The organism is Mesorhizobium sp. L48C026A00, from assembly GCF_000502375.1.
GTDB lineage: Bacteria > Pseudomonadota > Alphaproteobacteria > Rhizobiales > Rhizobiaceae > Mesorhizobium > Mesorhizobium muleiense.
The window spans coordinates 24941-42417 of sequence record NZ_AYWU01000025.1 but is presented as its reverse complement, the minus strand read 5'-3'; the positions used below and the strand labels follow the sequence as shown (position 1 = coordinate 42417).

General features: G+C 59.5%; 16 protein-coding genes and 2 pseudogenes. 14 read left to right on the top strand and 4 right to left on the bottom strand.

Annotation, left to right across the window (positions count from 1 at the left end):
- Positions 1-13: 13 nt before the first annotated feature.
- The 8 genes and pseudogenes from X738_RS72455 to X738_RS72425 all read left to right on the top strand — a co-directional run.
- Positions 14-289: pseudogene (locus tag X738_RS72455) on the top strand (chromate transporter); the annotation flags it as partial.
- Between the two features lie 105 nt (positions 290-394).
- Positions 395-1612, top strand: a complete 1218-nt coding sequence (locus tag X738_RS72450) for an MFS transporter (RefSeq protein ID WP_031256274.1) — start codon at positions 395-397, stop codon at positions 1610-1612.
- Between the two features lie 195 nt (positions 1613-1807).
- Positions 1808-3151 carry a hemolysin family protein gene (locus X738_RS72445; protein ID WP_031256272.1) on the top strand — a complete coding sequence of 448 codons (1344 nt, stop codon included), beginning with the start codon at positions 1808-1810 and terminating at the stop codon, positions 3149-3151.
- A 353-nt stretch (positions 3152-3504) separates the two neighbouring features.
- Positions 3505-4852: pseudogene (locus tag X738_RS72440) on the top strand (IS5 family transposase).
- A gap of 1031 nt (positions 4853-5883) precedes the next feature.
- Positions 5884-6405 (top strand): hypothetical protein, encoded by a 522-nt coding sequence (locus X738_RS83400; protein ID WP_156942688.1) that lies wholly within the window; start codon positions 5884-5886, stop codon positions 6403-6405.
- A gap of 90 nt (positions 6406-6495) precedes the next feature.
- Positions 6496-6627, top strand: a complete 132-nt coding sequence (locus X738_RS88495) for a hypothetical protein (protein WP_023802379.1) — start codon at positions 6496-6498, stop codon at positions 6625-6627.
- Positions 6628-6772: 145 nt separating this feature from the next.
- Positions 6773-7417 carry a DUF1007 family protein gene (locus X738_RS72430; RefSeq protein WP_031256269.1) on the top strand — a complete coding sequence of 215 codons (645 nt, stop codon included), beginning with the start codon at positions 6773-6775 and terminating at the stop codon, positions 7415-7417.
- A 21-nt stretch (positions 7418-7438) separates the two neighbouring features.
- Positions 7439-8152, top strand: a complete 714-nt coding sequence (locus X738_RS72425) for a nickel/cobalt transporter (protein WP_023802377.1) — start codon at positions 7439-7441, stop codon at positions 8150-8152.
- Between the two features lie 80 nt (positions 8153-8232).
- On the opposite strand, the gene X738_RS72420 is transcribed toward X738_RS72425, so the two are convergent.
- Genes X738_RS72420 through X738_RS0143375 form a run of 3 tightly spaced genes read right to left on the bottom strand, consistent with a single transcriptional unit; the run spans position 8233 to position 10212 of the window.
- On the bottom strand, positions 8233-9021 hold the full coding sequence (locus X738_RS72420) for a hypothetical protein (RefSeq protein ID WP_023802376.1): 789 nt from the start codon (positions 9019-9021) through the stop codon (positions 8233-8235).
- 11 nt (positions 9022-9032) lie between these two features.
- The gene (locus X738_RS72415; protein WP_023802375.1) at positions 9033-9770 is read right to left on the bottom strand and encodes a HupE/UreJ family protein; all 738 of its coding nucleotides are present in this window, start codon (positions 9768-9770) and stop codon (positions 9033-9035) included.
- Between the two features lie 49 nt (positions 9771-9819).
- A complete protein-coding gene (locus X738_RS0143375; protein WP_156942687.1) occupies positions 9820-10212 on the bottom strand; it encodes a hypothetical protein in 393 nt (130 codons plus the stop codon).
- A gap of 99 nt (positions 10213-10311) precedes the next feature.
- Here X738_RS0143375 and X738_RS72410 point away from each other — a divergent pair, with 99 nt between their 5' ends.
- Genes X738_RS72410 through X738_RS0143370 form a run of 4 tightly spaced genes read left to right on the top strand, consistent with a single transcriptional unit; the run spans position 10312 to position 13553 of the window.
- Positions 10312-10593 (top strand): metal-sensing transcriptional repressor, encoded by a 282-nt coding sequence (locus tag X738_RS72410; protein WP_023802373.1) that lies wholly within the window; start codon positions 10312-10314, stop codon positions 10591-10593.
- Between the two features lie 11 nt (positions 10594-10604).
- On the top strand, positions 10605-11936 hold the full coding sequence (locus tag X738_RS72405) for a cation diffusion facilitator family transporter (RefSeq protein ID WP_023802372.1): 1332 nt from the start codon (positions 10605-10607) through the stop codon (positions 11934-11936).
- A 42-nt stretch (positions 11937-11978) separates the two neighbouring features.
- On the top strand, positions 11979-13301 hold the full coding sequence (locus tag X738_RS72400; protein ID WP_023802371.1) for an MFS transporter: 1323 nt from the start codon (positions 11979-11981) through the stop codon (positions 13299-13301).
- Between the two features lie 9 nt (positions 13302-13310).
- Complete coding sequence (locus tag X738_RS0143370) at positions 13311-13553, top strand: hypothetical protein (protein ID WP_023802370.1); 243 nt, start codon at positions 13311-13313, stop codon at positions 13551-13553.
- 225 nt (positions 13554-13778) lie between these two features.
- On the opposite strand, the gene ftrA is transcribed toward X738_RS0143370, so the two are convergent.
- Positions 13779-14759: a transcriptional regulator FtrA gene (gene ftrA, locus X738_RS0143365; RefSeq protein ID WP_036270211.1), complete on the bottom strand. Its 981-nt coding sequence runs from the start codon at positions 14757-14759 to the stop codon at positions 13779-13781.
- Between the two features lie 127 nt (positions 14760-14886).
- On the opposite strand from ftrA, the gene X738_RS83395 reads away from it, so the two are divergent.
- Together X738_RS83395 and X738_RS72390 are read left to right on the top strand one after the other, a co-directional pair.
- Positions 14887-15831, top strand: coding sequence for a PDR/VanB family oxidoreductase (locus tag X738_RS83395; protein ID WP_084833869.1), 945 nt, complete (start codon positions 14887-14889; stop codon positions 15829-15831).
- A 114-nt stretch (positions 15832-15945) separates the two neighbouring features.
- Complete coding sequence (locus tag X738_RS72390; protein ID WP_023802366.1) at positions 15946-17451, top strand: PepSY domain-containing protein; 1506 nt, start codon at positions 15946-15948, stop codon at positions 17449-17451.
- The last annotated feature ends 26 nt before the right edge of the window (positions 17452-17477 follow it).

Below are 17477 nucleotides of genomic sequence, written 5' to 3'. Positions count from 1 at the left end.
TGTACTGGAGCCAGCAGCGCTGTCTGCCATCACAGCAGCAGTGGTCGGTGTGGTCTTGAACCTGGCCGTGTGGTTCGCGCTTCACGTGCTGTTCCGCGAACTGGGTGAGGTCAGCTGGCTGGGCATGACGCTGGATGTTCCCGTGTTCAACTCCGTCAATATTCCGTCCTTGGTTCTGACGCTCGGTGCGCTGGTCGCGGTGTTCCGTTTCAAGATCGGCATAATCCAGGTGCTCGCAGCCTGTTCGGTCCTCGGCGTGCTTTATGGTGTCGTGACGGGGTCAGTCTGATCTGCTCGATCGGCGCAACCATTCTCTGGTCAGGAGGCATCCTTGACGGCTCAAAGGTCGACGAATGCTGTGCGCGATCCGGTGGCGAAACAGAGATTTGCGCTCATTCCTTCCGGTGCCGGGCCGGCAGCCACTTATCTACTGGCTTCGAGAGGATTACGGGCGTTCGGCGATGGACTCGTCAGTCTCCTGCTTCCAGCCTATCTGGCCGCGCTCGGCTTCAATCCTTTCGAGATTGGTATCCTCACCACGGCGACGCTGGCGGGTTCAGCGGCGCTCACGCTGTCTGTCGGGTTCGTCGCGCACCATTTTTCCCACCGCTCTCTGCTGATCGCAGCTGCCGTCCTGATGATCGCCACGGGGATCGCCTTTGCGCTGGTCAACGATTTCTGGCCACTGCTCCTTATCGCATTCGTCGGAACGTTGAACCCATCATCCGGCGACGTAAGTGTGTTTCTGCCGCTGGAGCATGCGGAACTTGCCCATAACGTCACCGATCACGACCGCACCGCCCTCTTTGCCCGCTACAGCGTGGTCGGTTCACTTGTTGGCGCTGTCGGCGCTCTGGCGGCCGGAGCCCCCGACTTGCTTCGACTGCTTGTCGGACTGGAGATCAGGCAAGCGCTTCAGCTCGCCTTCCTCCTCTATGCAGCCTTGGGGTTGGGATCGCTGCTTCTTTATCGGCGGCTGCCGAATGAACCGCTCGATCCTGGGGCGACACCGGCTGAGCCATTGCGCAAGTCGCGAGCAATCGTCCTGACGCTCGCTGCCCTTTTCAGTCTCGACGCCTTTGCGGGTGGCTTCGTGGTCCAGTCATTGTTGGCTCTTTGGCTTTATCAACAATTTAGCCTATCGCTCGCCGCCACTGGCGCGATCTTCTTCTTCACAGGTGTCCTCTCGGCAGCGTCTTATCTGGTGGCGGTGCAAATCGCCAAACGGATCGGGCTGGTGAACACCATGGTGTTCACGCATCTGCCGTCCAGTCTTTGCCTTGTGCTCATCCCTTTCATGCCGACCCTTGGTCCGGTCATCGTGCTCCTGCTGATCCGGAGCGCCTTGTCGCAGATGGATGTGCCGACCCGCACCTCCTACGTCATGGCGGTGGTGACGCCTGATGAACGGGCTGCAGCAGCGAGTGTTACCGCCGTCCCGCGCAGCCTCGCGGCAGCCGCCAGCCCGATGCTTGCCGGCTCGCTGCTGGCTGTTTCCGGCTTCGGTTGGCCGCTACTCATCGCCGGCGCCTTGAAGATTGTCTACGACATCCTCTTACTTGCAATGTTCCGCAAGGTTCGTCCGCCAGAGGAAAGACGGGACGGTCTATAGCAGCCGCTCTGTTCGCGCGATCTCCCGATCGTTCCGTTGAGAGGTTATGACCGATCGGTATCAAAGGCGGGAGGCAGAGTAATAACTCGCCCCGCGACGCGCGAGCAAGCTACACGTCCGTAGCATCGCAAAGGTGCCGTGCTATAGGTGAATTCCCATCAATAACTAGTGGCGATTGCCGCCCAAAAGGAGACCATGCCTAGTTCCGATGGCAGTATGTACGATCTGTTCGGGATACTCGCCGTACTTGTTCTCGTTGCCGCGAACGGCTTTTTCGTCGCGGCGGAATTTTCTCTCGTTGCCGTCCGACGCAGCCGGGTGGTCGAACTGGTCAATGCCGGCAGGACCAATGCCAATGCCTTGAAGCGGGCGGTGGACAATCTCGACGCCAACCTAGCCGCGACGCAGCTCGGCATCACAATATCATCGCTTGCGCTCGGATGGATCGGCGAACCGGCGCTTGCCCATCTGATCGAGCCGCTGCTGAACGCACTGCCCGGGTCGCTCGCCACGGCCGGCTCTCATGCGATTGCGGTCGCGATCTCCTTCATCATCATCACCGCGCTGCATATCGTGCTTGGCGAACTCGCGCCGAAAAGCCTTGCCCTGCAGCGCAGCGAGAGCACGGCGCTCTGGGTCGTGCGCCCGCTCGGGCTCTTCCTGTTTCTGCTGCGGCCGGCGATCATCTCGCTCAACGGCCTCGGCAATCTGGTGCTGCGCCTCTGCGGGCTGCGCCCCGGTACGGGAGAAGAATCCCTGCACTCGCCGGAGGAGCTCAAGCTGCTCATCGCCGCGAGCCAGGAGGCGGGGCTGCTCCACCAAACCCAACAGGAGGTCGTCGAGCGTGTCTTCAGCATTGGCGATCGGCGCATCGCCGATATCATGACGCCACGCCGCGACGTCGACTGGATCGACACCGACGATAGCCCGGACGAGATCCTGCGCACCATTCGCGCATGCCACCATGAACAGCTCCTGGTCGGCCGCGGCGGCATCGACGAGCCGCTGGGCATGATTTTGAAGAAGGACCTTCTCGATCAGGCACTGGACGGGAAGGCTCTCGATCCGATGGCGGTCATCCGCGAACCGGTGGTCGTTCACGAAGGAACGACGATCTTCCGCGTGCTCGACCGGTTCAAGAAGGCGCCGGTGCGTCTGGCGATCGTCATCGACGAATACGGCAGCCTGGAAGGGATCGTCACGCAGACCGATCTGCTCGAAGCGATCGCCGGTGACCTGCCGGATGCGGATGACGACGAACCGTATGTCATCGAGCGCGAGGATGGCTCACTGCTGATCGACGGGCTGATGCCGGCTCACGACGCTTTCGCGCGCCTTGGCTTCCGGTCAGGCTCGGCGGAAGGTGATTTTCACACAATCGCCGGCTTCGCGCTGTCCCGGCTTGGACACCTTCCAGAGGCCGGCGAGCATTTCGACTATGAAGTCTGGCGGTTCGAGATCGTCGATATGGACGGAAAGCGGATCGACAAGCTGCTCGCTCGCCGGGTGTCGCTTGAATCTACACCTGCAACCATTTGAGACCGAACACGCCAGGAACCAGAATACCGGTGGGCCATACAAGGACAGAGGCGATACTGGCCATTTGAAACGTCAGCGCGGGCATCTCGCAGATGCCCGCCGCCCGCGGCCCGGATGCGCGCAATGGACCTAAGAAGCGCCCTAAGAAGCGCCCGAAGATACGCCCGCAACGCCCCACAACTCGATAGTCGTCCGTGAAGAACTCGGAATGCTTTGATTCCGTTTAACAATTTCCCCTGATTTCGGTTTTCAGATTGCCGAATTTCGTGGCTTTGGGCTGCGGTTTCCGGCAAATTGGATGCGCTTGTTCTGCGTGATTCGAGGCGATGACGAAGCAGCGAGGGAAGCGAGCGATGCGACCGAAGGAACGGCGCGAGAGCGGCCAGACGGACCTGTTGCGATCCCGGCTCGACCACATCCTCAATATGGATCATGCGCTGGTGAAGCTGGCCAAGACGATCGACTGGCGTTTCCTCGAAGAACGGCTGGGCGAGGTCTATGACGACGATCCTGGCCGGCCGCCTTTGCCGACCCGGCTGATGGCGGGATTGGCCATCCTCAAGTCGATGCACAACCTGTCCGACGAAAGCCTGTGCGAACGCTGGCTGGAAAACCCCTATTACCAGCTGTTCTGCGGCGAGGAGTTCTTCCAGCACCGCTTGCCTTTCGACCGCACGTCATTGACGCGCTGGCGCCTGCGCATGGGCGAAGAGCGGCTCACGGCTCTGCTCCAGGAGAGCCTTGCGGCGGCGACCAGGTTGGGGGCGGCCAAGCCGTCGGACTTCCGCGCGGTAATCGTCGACACCACCGTGCAGGAAAAGGCCATCACCTTCCCGACCGACGCCAAGCTGATGCATCGCGCCCGCGAGCGGCTGGTCAAGCTGGCCAAGAGGCATGGCATTGCCTTGCGCCAATCCTATGCGCGGGTCGGCAAGATCGCGCTGATCAAGCATCAGCGCTATGCCCATGCCAAGCAGTTCAAGCGGGCCAACCGGCAGCTCAAGCGGCTGCGCACCATGTTGGGCGCGGTGATCCGCGACATCACCCGCAAGCTCGCCATGCGGCCAGAGCTGATGCAGGCCTTCGCTCTGCCGCTGTCGCTTGCCCGGCGCGTCAGGGACCAGCGCCAGCGCGAGCGGGGCAAGAAGGTGTATTCCCTGCACGCTCCGGAGGTCGAGTGCATTGGCAAGGGCAAGGCCTACAAGCCCTACGAATTCGGCGTCAAGGTCTCCGTCGCCACCCCGCTGCAGCGCAGCCGTGGCGGCCAGTTCGTCGCCCATGTCAAGGCGCTGCCCGGCAATCCGTATGACGGCCACACGCTGGCCACCATTCTTCCGGCGATCGAGACTTCGATCGGCGTCAGCCTCGGCAAGATCGTCGCCGATGCCGGCTATCGCGGCCACAACGCGCCAAAGGACAAGATGTTCAAGGTCCATGTCGCCGGCTACAAGCGCGGCCTCACCAAGGCCGTCAAACGGGCGCTGCGACGCCGTCGAACCCGTCATCGGCCATCTCAAGAACGACCACCGGATGGGCCGCAACTTCCTGGCCTTCTCCGAGGGCGATGCCAACAACGCCGTGCTTGCCGCCGTCGGCTACAACTTCAGTCTCCTGCTCAACTGGCTGAGGCTTTTGTGTGCCTTCTTCCTGGTGCTGCTCACGTCCGCTGCAGTGCCACCACTCCGGCCGCGATCAGCCTGACGCCATATCAGCTCTGACATGGCGGGTGAGAAATGCTTCCCGCTTCGCCTCCGATCCCGAAATCAACCTTCTTCACAGACGACTCGATAAGGTGAGGGATGACACAACACAGCTCCCTAAACCGCTTGATCGGTCGGTTTCTCACTGCTCAAAGCGCGTACAAGCAGTGCCCGTCAAATCTAGGCGCAGGCCAACCTGATAGTTCTTCTTTATTGCGGTGCAACTGGTCGTGATCACCTCAGAATGGCGGCAGCGCCTCTGGCCTCCTGCTATTCCCCATCTGAACGCGGACTCCAGCGGGGACAGCCGGTATGTGCCTCAAACGCTTTGGTGGCCGCGATTGAAGCCGGAACGTGGTTGAGGTCGGGATTTTTCAACAAATAGACGCGGTAAATGTCCGGTAGATCGCGCTTGTTGACCGCTGGCAATTCGCAACGGGTCTGCGTGGCGTAAAGTTGGGACCACACCGCTGCCAGGAACCCAACGCAAAAGTCAGCAGATGGGTCATTGCACATCGAGCCCACCACCTCCGCGCTAGAGATTGGACCGCCCGTGTCAGCCGTGGCCGGACTCGCAGCAACTAATGCCGAAAACCCCGAAGCTACAATAGCGGGTGCGCGCATAGCCCACCTCCAGTTTTGGCAGAGCATAAGAGGGACAGCCGTTCGCACGCAAGCTTCACCAGGTAGAAGTTTTCCCGCAACACCTCCTTGACTGGATGCTGCGCTCCGATACTCGCGCTCCCTCGCTTTTCTCGCGGACTTCGTTGAGGGTCGGTGCGCGAAAATGCCAACCCAAGGAGTGCAATTTTCGTCAACCAGGTGCTGGAGCAGGTCGGCAGCCATCCGGGAGCGGGAGCAGAGCCGCAGCTCGGTGAACGAGCTGTAGCATCCTGACGAATTCATCGAGATTAAGCAGTTCGCGCGATGGCACATCTCCTCGATCGCCCGCCCGTCCACTTGACGAGCTTGCTTGAGGCTCCATTTCGGATCAATCAGCTACCTCGCTCCGTAGCCCGAGGTGTGATCGACATGCCGAAAACCCTCTTGGCCCTGCTACTCACAAGTGTGCATATGACATCGCCAGTGCACGCCGACAATGTCGATCTGGCGTTGGAGGCTTTTCACGGGACTTGTCTTGCCCATGGACCTGACTTCGAACGAACCGTCGCTGCAGCCGGGAAGCTTGGATGGACTCCGCGCCCTGGCGATGATTTCGCATCGGTGGGTAGTGTAAACGCTATCCAGGGATGGGTAGCGTCCGGCAACGACATGCCGGCCAAAACCATGATTGCGGTGGCAAAAGCCACGTTGAACGGCAAGGCCGTGCAGATATGCTCGATCACGCTGTTCGACATCGACAGCGCGGCATTTGAAGCGCGTTTCTTCGCACGAACCGACGCCGTGAAGATCGGCGAGGAGAGAAATCCAACGCAAGTTTCCAAACTTTTCATATTGATTGCTGGTAATCGCAAGCAGCTCGTCCATTTGACGCGGCCGAGGTCCCGGATCACATCGAACATGATCATTGCAAGCTCCATAGCCGATGACTAATCAGCGTGAACAGGCGGCCGAGAGAAGTGATACGCTTGAAACGAACTCGCCTCAGGAAACCGTTCCTCGGCATCGAGCCGGAGCAAGAAATTGAGCGATCGGCAAAAGGTCATCTGGATGATAGTGCTGGCGATCCTCGCCGGCGCCGCGGTAATCCTCGTCGATCACTGGATAAAGGGCGACTTTGCGGTTGCTTCCTTGTATGAAGCGACACACCCCTGATCGATCGAATCTAACGACCGCAGTCCTGATGGCTTTTTGCCCGCTGCCATCATTTGGTCCTCATACGTTGCCGTCCAATTTCGGCCTGCTTGCAGTGGCAGGTCTCCTGCCTGACCCGGAACGACGAGCGAAGTGTGAACGAAAAATGCGACTGGCAGGCATAGTATTGGGCGCGGCTCTGCTGCTCGCGTCAATGGCACCGGCAGGCGCCCATCCGCATGTTTTCGCCGAGGCGAGGCTGGATCTGACTGTCGGTCCTGACCGGACCATCAAATCGCTTCGACATCTCTGGCGTTTCGACGATCTCTTTTCCAGCACGGTACTGATGGAATTCGACAAGAATTCCGATCTCGCCCTTGACGCCAAGGAGCTCGATGAGGTGGCTCTCACCATCCATGCGTCTCTGGCCGAGTACAACTATTTCCAGCTTGTGACCTTGAACGGGAAGGACGTGGAAATGGCGCCGCCGCCAAGGCTTGTCATCAACTATGAAAACGATCAGCTCGTCGTCCTGTTCGAGACGCAGCCGAAAGACACATTGGCCCTTTCAGGAAAAGTCGGCATCGGCGTCTACGACCCGACCTTCTACACGGCGATTGATTTTACCGACGACGACAAGATCGCAGTCGCCGGCCTGCCGCAGGGATGCGCTCGCTCGGTCGTGCGTCCCGACCCGGAGACCGCGATCGCACAGAACCAGACAAAGCTGACAGACGCGTTCTTCAGTGATCCGACCGGGACCGATCTCGGCAAGATTTTCGCGACACGCCTCGAATTGACGTGCGGCTGAAGCGGAGTCGGTTCGAACGCAATGTTCCAAGTCCTTGTTGAATTCCAGCGCCCGATTTACCTGGCTCTGGCCGAGCAGATCAAACTGCTTTCGGCCGGGGGCGGCTGGCTGGCATTCACGGCCTTCCTGCCGATGGGCGTCCTATTCGGCGCGGCACACGCCCTGACGCCGGGCCATAGCAAGGCGGTGCTGGCGACCTATCTGGCAGGATCGGATTCCAGCGTCCGGCGTGGCCTTCTGGTGTCACTGACACTCTCCTTCACGCATGTGACCATCGCTGTCCTTATCGCGGCTCTCTCGTTGCCCCTGGTATCCATTGCGTTGGGCAGCGTGGGCCGTGCTCCGCTGCTGGAAGATGTCAGCCGTGGCCTGCTCGGGCTGATCGGTGTCTGGATGCTTTGGCGCGCCCTAAGCCATGGCCGTCACCACAAGCATGAAGGCGAGGCCGTGGGTGTCATGGCCGGCCTGATCCCATGTCCGCTCACACTTTTCGCGATGACCTTTGCGATATCCAGAGGCGTTCCAGTCGCCGGCATCCTCTTTGCCATTACCATGATGGTCGGGGTAGCACTGACACTGTCTTGCGTCGCGGTGCTGTCGATCCTGTTTCGCGAACGTCTGGTGCATTTTTTCGACAGCCGGCCACGCCTGTTCGATATCATTTCCCGAACCATCGAGGGCGTTGCAGGGCTGGTGCTTGCCGGCGTTGCCGTTTGGCAGATCGCATTGGCCTGAAATGCCATTCGCTCCACGATGGAGCAAACGGATGAGGGACGTCCGGCGTCGCTAGCGGCGCCGGACCAACTCGTAGCCCGCTAGATCATTCGCTTGATGTCAATGTAGTCGCCTTCGGTCTGGATCGTCAGTGTCACGTCGCTGTCGCCGCGATTGCGCCAGAACCAGCCATGGTTTCCGTCAAAAGCGGCTTCAAGAATACCTTCGCCGGAAGGAACGCTGCGGCCCTTTTCGTAGCTGACATTCTGGCCGCCACCGTCGCCATGCGTGTCGAAATTGACGACGCCCCCGTCGACGGTCCAGGCAAAGTTCGCCTTGGCGCCCTGCCGCATCACAAGCTTGACTTCGATGCCCTGGCCGGGTGTCAGCGTGAAGGACATTTCATCTCGCCGCCCGGTGCTCTGGGCCGGCGCTACCGCAGGGGTTTCGGCGACCTGCGGCGCGGTCTCCGGCACGGCCTGAACTGGCTGCGCAGGAATGATTTCCCCGGCCGTCACATCGTTCTGGGCAACGGGCTCCGCCGCTTGCGACGGCAGAGCTGGTTGCCCCACTGTCATCGTGACGAGGAGATTTTCGATCCGTTCCATACGAGCCAAAAGGTCGGCGGATACGGTATTTTGCGGGGGCCATGGCGCTGTTGCACCCGTTGTCTCGTCTGCAGCCGCCTCGGCCGCCAATTGCGTTTTGATTTCGCCCATCTCGGTAAGGCCGAGAAGCCGCCCGGCGCCGGTCGGGTCGATGGCATATTCCGATGGCATGACGACTGTGACCAGGAGGGTCAGTGCGGTCAGGGCAGCAATCAGGGTGGAGCGTTTGAGTTGTGCCGACGTCGGCAAGTCGGCACGGCTTGGCAGATCGGTGTTGTACATGATTTCGTTCCTTAAGCTGCGACGAACAAGCCGGTGAGCTGATACCCGATCAGCAGAAAACCGGCAGCCATCATGACGACGTTTGCGGTGTAGGCGTAACGCCAGAAGCTTCGCCTCCGGCGCCAGTAACCCATGACAATCAGGATCGCGCCAAGAGCCAGCAACTGGCCAATCTCGACGCCGACATTGAAGGCGAGGAGGTTGGGCACCAGACCGTCCGGCGAGATGTTGTATTCGATGATCTTGGTCGACAGGCCAAAGCCGTGAAAGAAGCCGAAGACGAGAGTCGCGCCCTGGGTGTTAGGCTGGAAGCCGAGCCACCTTTGGAAGGCGCCCATATTGTCGAGCGCTTTGTAGACGACCGAAACGCCGATAATCGCGTCGATGATGTAGCTGTTAATCCCGACGTTGAAATAGACGCCGAGCAGCATGGTTGTGGAATGGCCGAGCGCGAACAGGCTGACATAGATGCCGATGTGCTTCATCCGGTAGAGGAAGAAGATCACGCCGAACAGGAACAGGATGTGGTCATATCCCGTCACCATGTGCTTGGCGCCGAGATAGATGAAAGGCAGCAGATTGATGCCTGTGATCTCTTGAATGTAGCCCTTGTCGCCCTCGGCGACGCCATGGGCGAAGGCTGCTCCTGCCAGGAGCGGCAGAGTCAGGAGAGCGACCAGCAGGAGAAGAGCGGGCCGCCAGCACGCATCGGGCGAGCGTGGCGGACCCTGGTAGAAGGGTTCTTGCATGGGAATTCCAGTCTTCGTCGTTTGAGGGTGGCCGCGCGTGCGGCCGCGATCAGGCGGCGAGGAACGGTCTCGGCGGGCGGTCAAGCCGAAATGTCGCCTCCAGATCGGCGAAGCACGGCGGGTAAATCAGCCAGTCCTTACCGACCGGCGGAACGATCGGTACCAAGGGCACAAGCGCGCTCGCCGTGTCGTGCGAATGGTCGGCTGCATTGTGCCCGTGAAGAGAGCCGGATCCTCTCTCATCGGCAGCGCCCTCGTGATCATGGGCATAGCCATGATCTTCGGTTGGCCCAGTCTGTGCGACCTGGCGCTCGATTGCGACGGCGGCACGGGCGACCGGATCGTGCGAGGCCGAATATCCGAAAGGGCGCAGCAGCGTGCCAAGCATCATAGCGAACGCGACGACGAGACAAAACCCCTTGCTGTGAGCCCGATTCTGCATAAGCAGCGATTATTCTCTATAATCTTAACGAAGTGTGTTCGATGGAATCGGTACCGGTTCGAGGCTTGTATATCCCCTCCAGGAGGATAGTATCAAGACATGAACGATCAACCTCACGTCCACGCAACTCACCCAGACATCATCAAGCGCCTCAAGCGGGCCGACGGGCACCTCAAGGGCGTCATCGAAATGATCGAGGCAGGCAGGCCCTGCCTCGACATCGCCCAGCAACTCCACGCGGTCGAGAAAGCCATCTGCCAGGCCAAGAAAACCTTGATCCAGGACCATCTCAACCATTGCCTTGAAGAGATTGTCGGGCCGCTGGCGCGGGAGCAACGCCGCTCGATCGACGAGTTCAAGGACATCACCAAATACCTGTGAGAAATATCACGATGGACAAGATACGAGTCTGGTTCGGCTTCGGCCCGATGACGCAGGGCTTCGGCGGCCATGGGCACGATCATGGCGATGGTGGTGGCCATGGCCACACCCACGGCGTCATCGACCCGACGATCGCGACGACGACGCGAGGCATCTGGGCGATCAAATGGTCTTTCGTCGTTCTGGCAATAACCGCAGCGCTCCAGCTCGTGATCGTGTTCCTTTCCGGAAGCGTGGCGCTGCTGGCCGATACGATCCACAATGTCGGCGACGCGGTCACCGCCATTCCGCTGTGGATCGCCTTCGTGCTGGCCCGCCGCAAACCGAGCAAGACGTTCACCTATGGCCTGGGTCGCGTCGAGGATCTTGCTGGCATAGTGATCGTTCTCATCATCCTCTTCAGCGCCATCGTCGCCGGCTACGAGGCGATCGACAGGTTGATCAATCCGCAACCCATTGCATTTCTCGGCTGGGTTGCGGCCGCGGGCATTATCGGTTTTATAGGAAACGAAGCCGTCGCAGTGTTCCGCATCCGTGTCGGCCGGGAGATAAATAGTGCAGCGTTGATCGCCGACGGCTATCATGCCCGCACCGATGGCTTCACGAGCCTTGCCGTGGTCCTCGGTGCCATCGGCGTCTGGCTGGGTTTTCCGCTGGCCGATCCGATCGTCGGGCTGCTCATCACGATCGCGATTTTCGGCATCGTCTGGCAGTCGGCCCGCTCGGTGCTGACCAGGATGCTGGATGGCGTGGAGCCGGGGGTGATCGAGGAAGTCCGTCATGCCGCCGAGCATGTTCCTGGCGTGACGATCGCCAATGTCAGAGCGCGGTGGATCGGCCATCAGCTCCACGCGGATGTCGGGGCTACGGTCAACGACGAGATGACCGTCGCTGACGCCAACGGCATTGCCAGCACGCTCAGGCAGGTACTGTACGCGCATCTGCCGGCACTCCGCACCGTCAACATCACGTTCGAACCTGCCGATGGGGGGAGCACACCGGCGGCGCCAGCACACAAGCATCACCACGCTCCGGAGCCTTTCAAGGTTGCGTGCGATCTGGCTACGGGAGCGTTGGAGATCGTCGACACGCCCGGCGGGGAACGGATGCGGCTTACCGTCGATCGGCACGCCGATGATCTGACAGCCACGGTGATTATCGACCGGCCCGGCGGCCCGGAGACGCTGCCTCTGCAGCCTGTCGCCGGCAACCATCATCGTCTTGAGAGTACCGTCGCTCCCGCCGAACCTCACGAGTTCGATGCGAGGCTGGTCCTGAGCTCGAAGGATCGGCAGCAGGAACTGCCGTTCAAGATGGTCGAGCCTGAAGGCCACCATCACTGAGATAGCAACCTGCTTCAGCGCGCTGCAAGAAGACAAACATATATGCTTCAAGTCCTCGCTAACCGTACCTACCGACATCTGTTCCTCGCGCAGGTCATTGCTCTTGTCGGCACAGGCCTTGCCACGGTTGCGCTTGGCCTGCTGGCCTTCGACCTGGCCGGGCCAAATGCCGGCGCTGTGCTTGGAACGGCGCTGGCCATCAAGATGATCGCCTATGTCGGCGTCTCGCCGATAGCCGCCGCCTTCGCCGAACGCCTGCCACGACGTACGATGCTCGTCTCGCTTGACCTCGTCCGGGCTGCGGTTGCGCTGCTTCTGCCTTTCGTTACCGAGATATGGCAGATTTACGCTCTGATTTTTGTCCTTCAGTCGGCATCTGCCGGATTTACCCCGACGTTCCAGGCGACGATTCCGGACGTGCTGCCGGAAGAAAAGGACTATACGCGGGCGCTGTCGCTTTCGCGGCTGGCCTACGATCTGGAAAGCGTCGTTAGTCCAATGCTGGCCGCAGCGTTGCTGTCGGTCATCAGCTTCCACAGCCTGTTCGCCGGCACTGTCGTCGGCTTCCTCGCCTCGGCGGCGCTGGTCGTTTCCGTGATCCTGCCAAGCCCGCAGCCGTCAGAACCTCGCGGCATCTACGAGCGTACGACCCGGGGCATCCGCATCTATCTGGCAACCCCGCGTTTGCGCGGGCTGCTGGCGCTCAACCTTGCGGTTGCTGCCGCAAGCGCCATGGTGATCGTCAACACTGTCGTTCTCGTCCAGGCGGAATTCGGCCTTTCGGCGCGTCAGACGGCACTGGCGCTCGCCGCATTCGGCGGCGGATCGATGGTCGCCGCACTCGCGCTGCCGAGGCTGCTCGAAAATGTGCCGGACCGGCTTGCCATGCTCTGCGGCGCCGCGATTCTGGTCGCCGGAATGCTGGCCGGTTCCTTGGTGAGCAGCTACCAGCTGCTGCTGTCGCTGTGGTTCGTGCTTGGGCTCGGCTATTCGCTGGCGCAGACGCCGTCGGGCAGGCTGATCCGCCGTTCTGCCAATCCTGTCGACCGGCCGGCCCTGTTCGCAGCGCAATTCGCGCTTTCGCACGCCTGCTGGCTGATCACCTATCCGATCGCCGGACGGGTCGGGGCGGCGATGGGTCTGCCCTTCACCTTCGTCCTGCTTGGCATCATTGGCGTCGGCGCCCTTGCAGCGTCGATGCTGTTGTGGCCGAAGCATGACCCCGACGTGCTTGCGCACACGCATACCGGTCTGGCCGATGGCGACCGCCACGTTGCAGACGCCGTGTGGTCGGAAACGGGCTTCGAACATTCGCATGGCTACGTCGTCGACGATCGGCATCCAAAATGGCCAAAAGCAGGTTAGGCCCTCCCAATGCTCGGCGACTTCGCCATTTTTGGCGGTCTGTTTCTGACCGCCTTCGCCGCGGCGATCATGCTGCCGATGCAGTCGGAAGCGGCTGTGGCGGGACTGTTGCTGACGACCACCTATGCTCCGCTCCTGCTGATCCTGACTGCAACCGCAGGCAACGTTCTGGAGTCGGTCGTCAATCCCCATGCGCGATTCAATCACGCCGATCATGGCTGCTGCTGGTCTTTCCGGCTCAATTCGCTATGATCGCGTTCCAGGCGACGATGACCAGGACAAGTCCCGCCAGAATTTGAATAGCCCTTGTGGTCGCATCCACGACGCCTGGCCGCGTTTCCAGGACGAAACGTGCCGAACGCCGCTGAATGTGCATCGAGACATGTAAGCGAATCTGCGAGGTAATTATGGGCATCACACCCATTGCCTAGCTTTCTTCCAAAACTCCATTCCACGCGGCTCCAACGCGACTAACTCTCACTCTGTGCGTACAGCTTGAAATCGCCGCCTGTAGTCGGCCGGGCTGGTGCCAAGCTTTGCTTTAAAATGATTGCGTAGAGTGGCCGCTGCGCCGAAACCCACCATGAATGCGACTTCGTCTACCGATAAGTCGGTTTCTTCCAGTAGTTGCTTGGCCCGCCGTATCCGTTCCAGCAGTAGCCATTCTCCCGCTGGCGCTCCCATCGCGCCAACAAAGTGGCGTTGAAAAGTGCGGCTACCCATCGCCACTTGCGCAGCCATGTTTTCTATGGACCATTCTGCATCCAATGCGCCTCTGATTGCGTCGATCAGTGGCGCCAAGGTCGAGCTTGGTCGCTTCGAGATAGGTTCTTCAATATATTGAGCTTGGCCGCCTTCTCGATGAGGAGGCATCACCAGCCGACGCGCTACATGGTTTGCCGCACGGGGTCCCAAATCACGCCGGATCAGATGAAGGCATAGGTCGATCCCAGCGGCGCTACCAGCTGACGTCAGCACATTGCCTGCATCGATGTAGAGTACATCTGCCTCCACCTTAATCTGCGGATATCTGGCAGCTAAAGTTTCAGCATGCCGCCAATGTGTTGTGGCACGCTTTCCGTCGAGCAATCCGGCGGCCGCCAAGACAAAAGCGCCTGTGCAGATTGATAGTATCCGTGCGCCTCGCTCGTTCGCATTTTTCAACGCAGCGCACAATTCTGAGGGCACGGGATCATCAATCCCACGCCAGCCAGGAACGATAATCGTTCGGGCATTTGCGAGTAGCTCCACTCCGCCGTCGGCGGAAACGTGGATGCCTGCAGGACCTCGAATACGACCGGGTTCTCCCGCACAGATGGCAAAACGGTACCAGCTGTCGCCCATCTCTGGCCGCGGAAGGCCAAAAACCTCCACCGCGCAGCCATATTCAAAAAGGCTCAGGCCATCATAAACGACGACTGCAACTAGCCCTGCACCCTCCGTGGATCCTGATTTCATTTTTGTCATGATCCGGACGCAAATAGGCATTCATGCCACTGGCGCGGGACACTGACACATTTACCTTGCTGCCATCAAGGCTTTGAAGTACCGGGCCCGTCCCGGCCTCGCCATCGGAGTGGAGTCGGTGAAAGTAACGGTCACTCGAAAACTGGAGATCGCAGCAGACATCTGCGAGTTCCACCTGACACTTCCGGGCAATCAACCGTTGCCGCCCTTTGCTCCTGGCGCGCATATCGATGTGCATCTTGGCGCGCTGGTTCGGCAGTATTCATTGTGCAACGACCCCATCGAAAGAGATCGGTATGTGCTTGGTGTGCTCAAGGAGCCGTCCTCAAGGGGAGGAGCAAAGGCAATGCACGCTCTTTCAGAGGGCGATGAACTTGAGGTAAGCGAGCCTAAGAATAATTTTTCTCTAGATTGCAGCGCACGGCATTCAATACTTTTCGCGGGAGGCATTGGCGTGACGCCAATTCTCTCAATGTTCCATTTTATGGCGCGCCGCAGCATTTCGTTTGAAATGCACTATTGCATCCGCGCGCGTTCACGCGCAGCCTTCGTCGACCGTCTCTCCGGTTCTGAGCTTTCTGCGCGCGCGAACGTCTATTGTGATTCCGAGCCCTCAGTTGGCCAGTTGGATCTGTCAAAGGTTCTTCGGGATCCAGACCCACGAAAACACCTCTACGTATGCGGTCCGGGCGGATTTATCGAAGCATGTCTGTCTGCCGCCGACGCGGCAGGCTGGAGTGAGGCAAACCTGCATCGAGAGTCTTTTGCAGTCGCGGCAAATTCTTCAGGGCCGAAAGAAGCGTTTGACCTCAAACTCGCCCGCTCAAATCGGACCGTTCGCGTAGCTCCCGGACAGAGAGTGATCGACGCACTAACGGCCGCAGGAGTCTGTGTTCCATCCTCATGCCTGGAGGGCACGTGTGGAACCTGCCTGACAACCGTACTGGATGGGGAGCCGGACCATCGAGATGCATACTTGACGAAGAAAGAACGGACAAGAAACGATCGGTTTCTCCCTTGCTGCTCGCGGTCAAAGACTTCGGTGCTGGTGCTGGATCTTTAAATCTCGCGCCCAATCTCTAGCGCTTCACAACCTCATTCACGAAAAAAGAAACGAAACCGATCGTTAAGCAAAATCTTACACAACTAAAACCAAGATAAAAAGGGTAACATAGAGATGGTAACTTACCAGGAAGGCGCTGAAAGCAACCGAAAATCGCGGATAAATATCCTTAAAGCAATTGTCATATTTCACCGGTGGCTTGGAATTGCTTTCTGTCTGCTCTTCGCGATGTGGTTTTTCTCCGGCGTCGTTATGATGTACGTCCCCTATCCATTCCTTGGAGATGGCGCCCGTATCAACAAAGGGACCACGATCGACGGCAGCCAAGTTGAGTTGTCTCCTTCAGCTGCAATCACTGCATCGGGCATCAGTTCACCTGCCCGCCTCCGCATATTGGAAGTGAATGGTCAGGCCATGTACGTCATCCACCCACCGAAAGGTCCGCAAGTGATCGTTTCGGCAAAAACTGGTGAGGTCGTGGCAGGCATTTCCGGCGAAGCCGCCACGTTGATTGGACAGTCTTTTTCCGGACAAACGGTCAAGGCGGTCTCAGAACCGCTAACCTATGATCAGTGGATGGTGCACCATCGGTTCGATAGGTATCGACCATTCTACAAAGTCTCGCTGGCCGATGAGGCTGGAACAGACCTCTACGTATCCCAACGCTCTGGCGAGGTGATGCAGCGGACGACGAACTTCGAGCGATCCTGGAACTATGTAGGAGCCGTGCTCCACTGGATCTACCCAACCGTCCTACGCCAAAGCTGGGTTGCATGGGACCGTACCGTTTGGTGGATGTCACTCGTTGGCATCAGCCTGACAATCGCTGGCATCTGGCTGGGCATCGTTCGCTCGTACAAAAGCGCCAAATTCAACCAAGGAGCAATTTCTCCCTACAGAGGATGGATGAAGTGGCACCACGTCGGGGGGCTGGTCATGGCCACCTTTATCTTCACGTGGATACTGAGCGGCTGGCTCTCGATGGACCACGGAAGGCTCTTCTCGACCGGCGAAATGACCGACGCGCAGGCTGAAGCGTATGTCGGGTTGACGGTGGCCGAAGCGGCCAAGTCGGTATCGCCTGGCGCAATCCAAGCCATTCTTCCTGCCACCGAGGTGGAAGTGTCTGCCGTAGCGGGCAGGCCGTACCTGCTTGCCCGTGGCCCCGAGGCCGACCCCAAGATCGCGGAATTTCGGGATGGTAAGGTGAATGCCCATTCTAACGCCTTTCCTAATGATGCCATCTGGCAGGCTGCTTCCTTTGCGTACCCTGGGAAAACTGTGGAACGACCGACCCCAATCCCAGCCGACGACGTCTACGCGAACCTGCGATCGAGCGACGGCATTGGCGGAGAAGGACTGCGCATCATTGTAAAGGACGAGGCGAACACAGCCGTCTACGTCAATCCCGTAACCAGCCGCGTGATTGAGGTCATGGACGGCAGCCGACGCACTTACCGATGGCTATACTTCGGTCTGCACACTCTGGATTTTCCGTTCCTCTCCAACAACGCGATCTGGAAGCCGCTAATGCTGACGCTCCTCGCCGGCGGGTTCGCTTTCAGCGTGACAGGCGTTTTGATCGGATGGAGACGCTTGCGTCGCAAATTTGCCAAGTAGAAACAACTACTAATCTATGTTGGAGA

Excerpts from the sequence above, each read along its gene's own strand:
- X738_RS72405 (WP_023802372.1), top strand. The coding sequence starts at position 10,605 with ATGGACAAGATACGAGTCTGGTTCGGCTTCGGCCCGATGACGCAGGGC.
- X738_RS72410 (WP_023802373.1), top strand. The coding sequence starts at position 10,312 with ATGAACGATCAACCTCACGTCCACGCAACTCACCCAGACATCATCAAG.
- ftrA (WP_036270211.1), bottom strand. The coding sequence starts at position 14,759 with ATGAAATCAGGATCCACGGAGGGTGCAGGGCTAGTTGCAGTCGTCGTT.
- X738_RS83400 (WP_156942688.1), top strand. The coding sequence starts at position 5,884 with ATGCCGAAAACCCTCTTGGCCCTGCTACTCACAAGTGTGCATATGACA.
- X738_RS0143370 (WP_023802370.1), top strand. The coding sequence starts at position 13,311 with ATGCTCGGCGACTTCGCCATTTTTGGCGGTCTGTTTCTGACCGCCTTC.
- X738_RS0143375 (WP_156942687.1), bottom strand. The coding sequence starts at position 10,212 with ATGCAGAATCGGGCTCACAGCAAGGGGTTTTGTCTCGTCGTCGCGTTC.
- X738_RS72420 (WP_023802376.1), bottom strand. The coding sequence starts at position 9,021 with ATGTACAACACCGATCTGCCAAGCCGTGCCGACTTGCCGACGTCGGCA.
- X738_RS72400 (WP_023802371.1), top strand. The coding sequence starts at position 11,979 with ATGCTTCAAGTCCTCGCTAACCGTACCTACCGACATCTGTTCCTCGCG.
- X738_RS72415 (WP_023802375.1), bottom strand. The coding sequence starts at position 9,770 with ATGCAAGAACCCTTCTACCAGGGTCCGCCACGCTCGCCCGATGCGTGC.
- X738_RS72445 (WP_031256272.1), top strand. The coding sequence starts at position 1,808 with ATGCCTAGTTCCGATGGCAGTATGTACGATCTGTTCGGGATACTCGCC.
- X738_RS72390 (WP_023802366.1), top strand. The coding sequence starts at position 15,946 with ATGGTAACTTACCAGGAAGGCGCTGAAAGCAACCGAAAATCGCGGATA.
- X738_RS72425 (WP_023802377.1), top strand. The coding sequence starts at position 7,439 with ATGTTCCAAGTCCTTGTTGAATTCCAGCGCCCGATTTACCTGGCTCTG.
- X738_RS72430 (WP_031256269.1), top strand. The coding sequence starts at position 6,773 with ATGCGACTGGCAGGCATAGTATTGGGCGCGGCTCTGCTGCTCGCGTCA.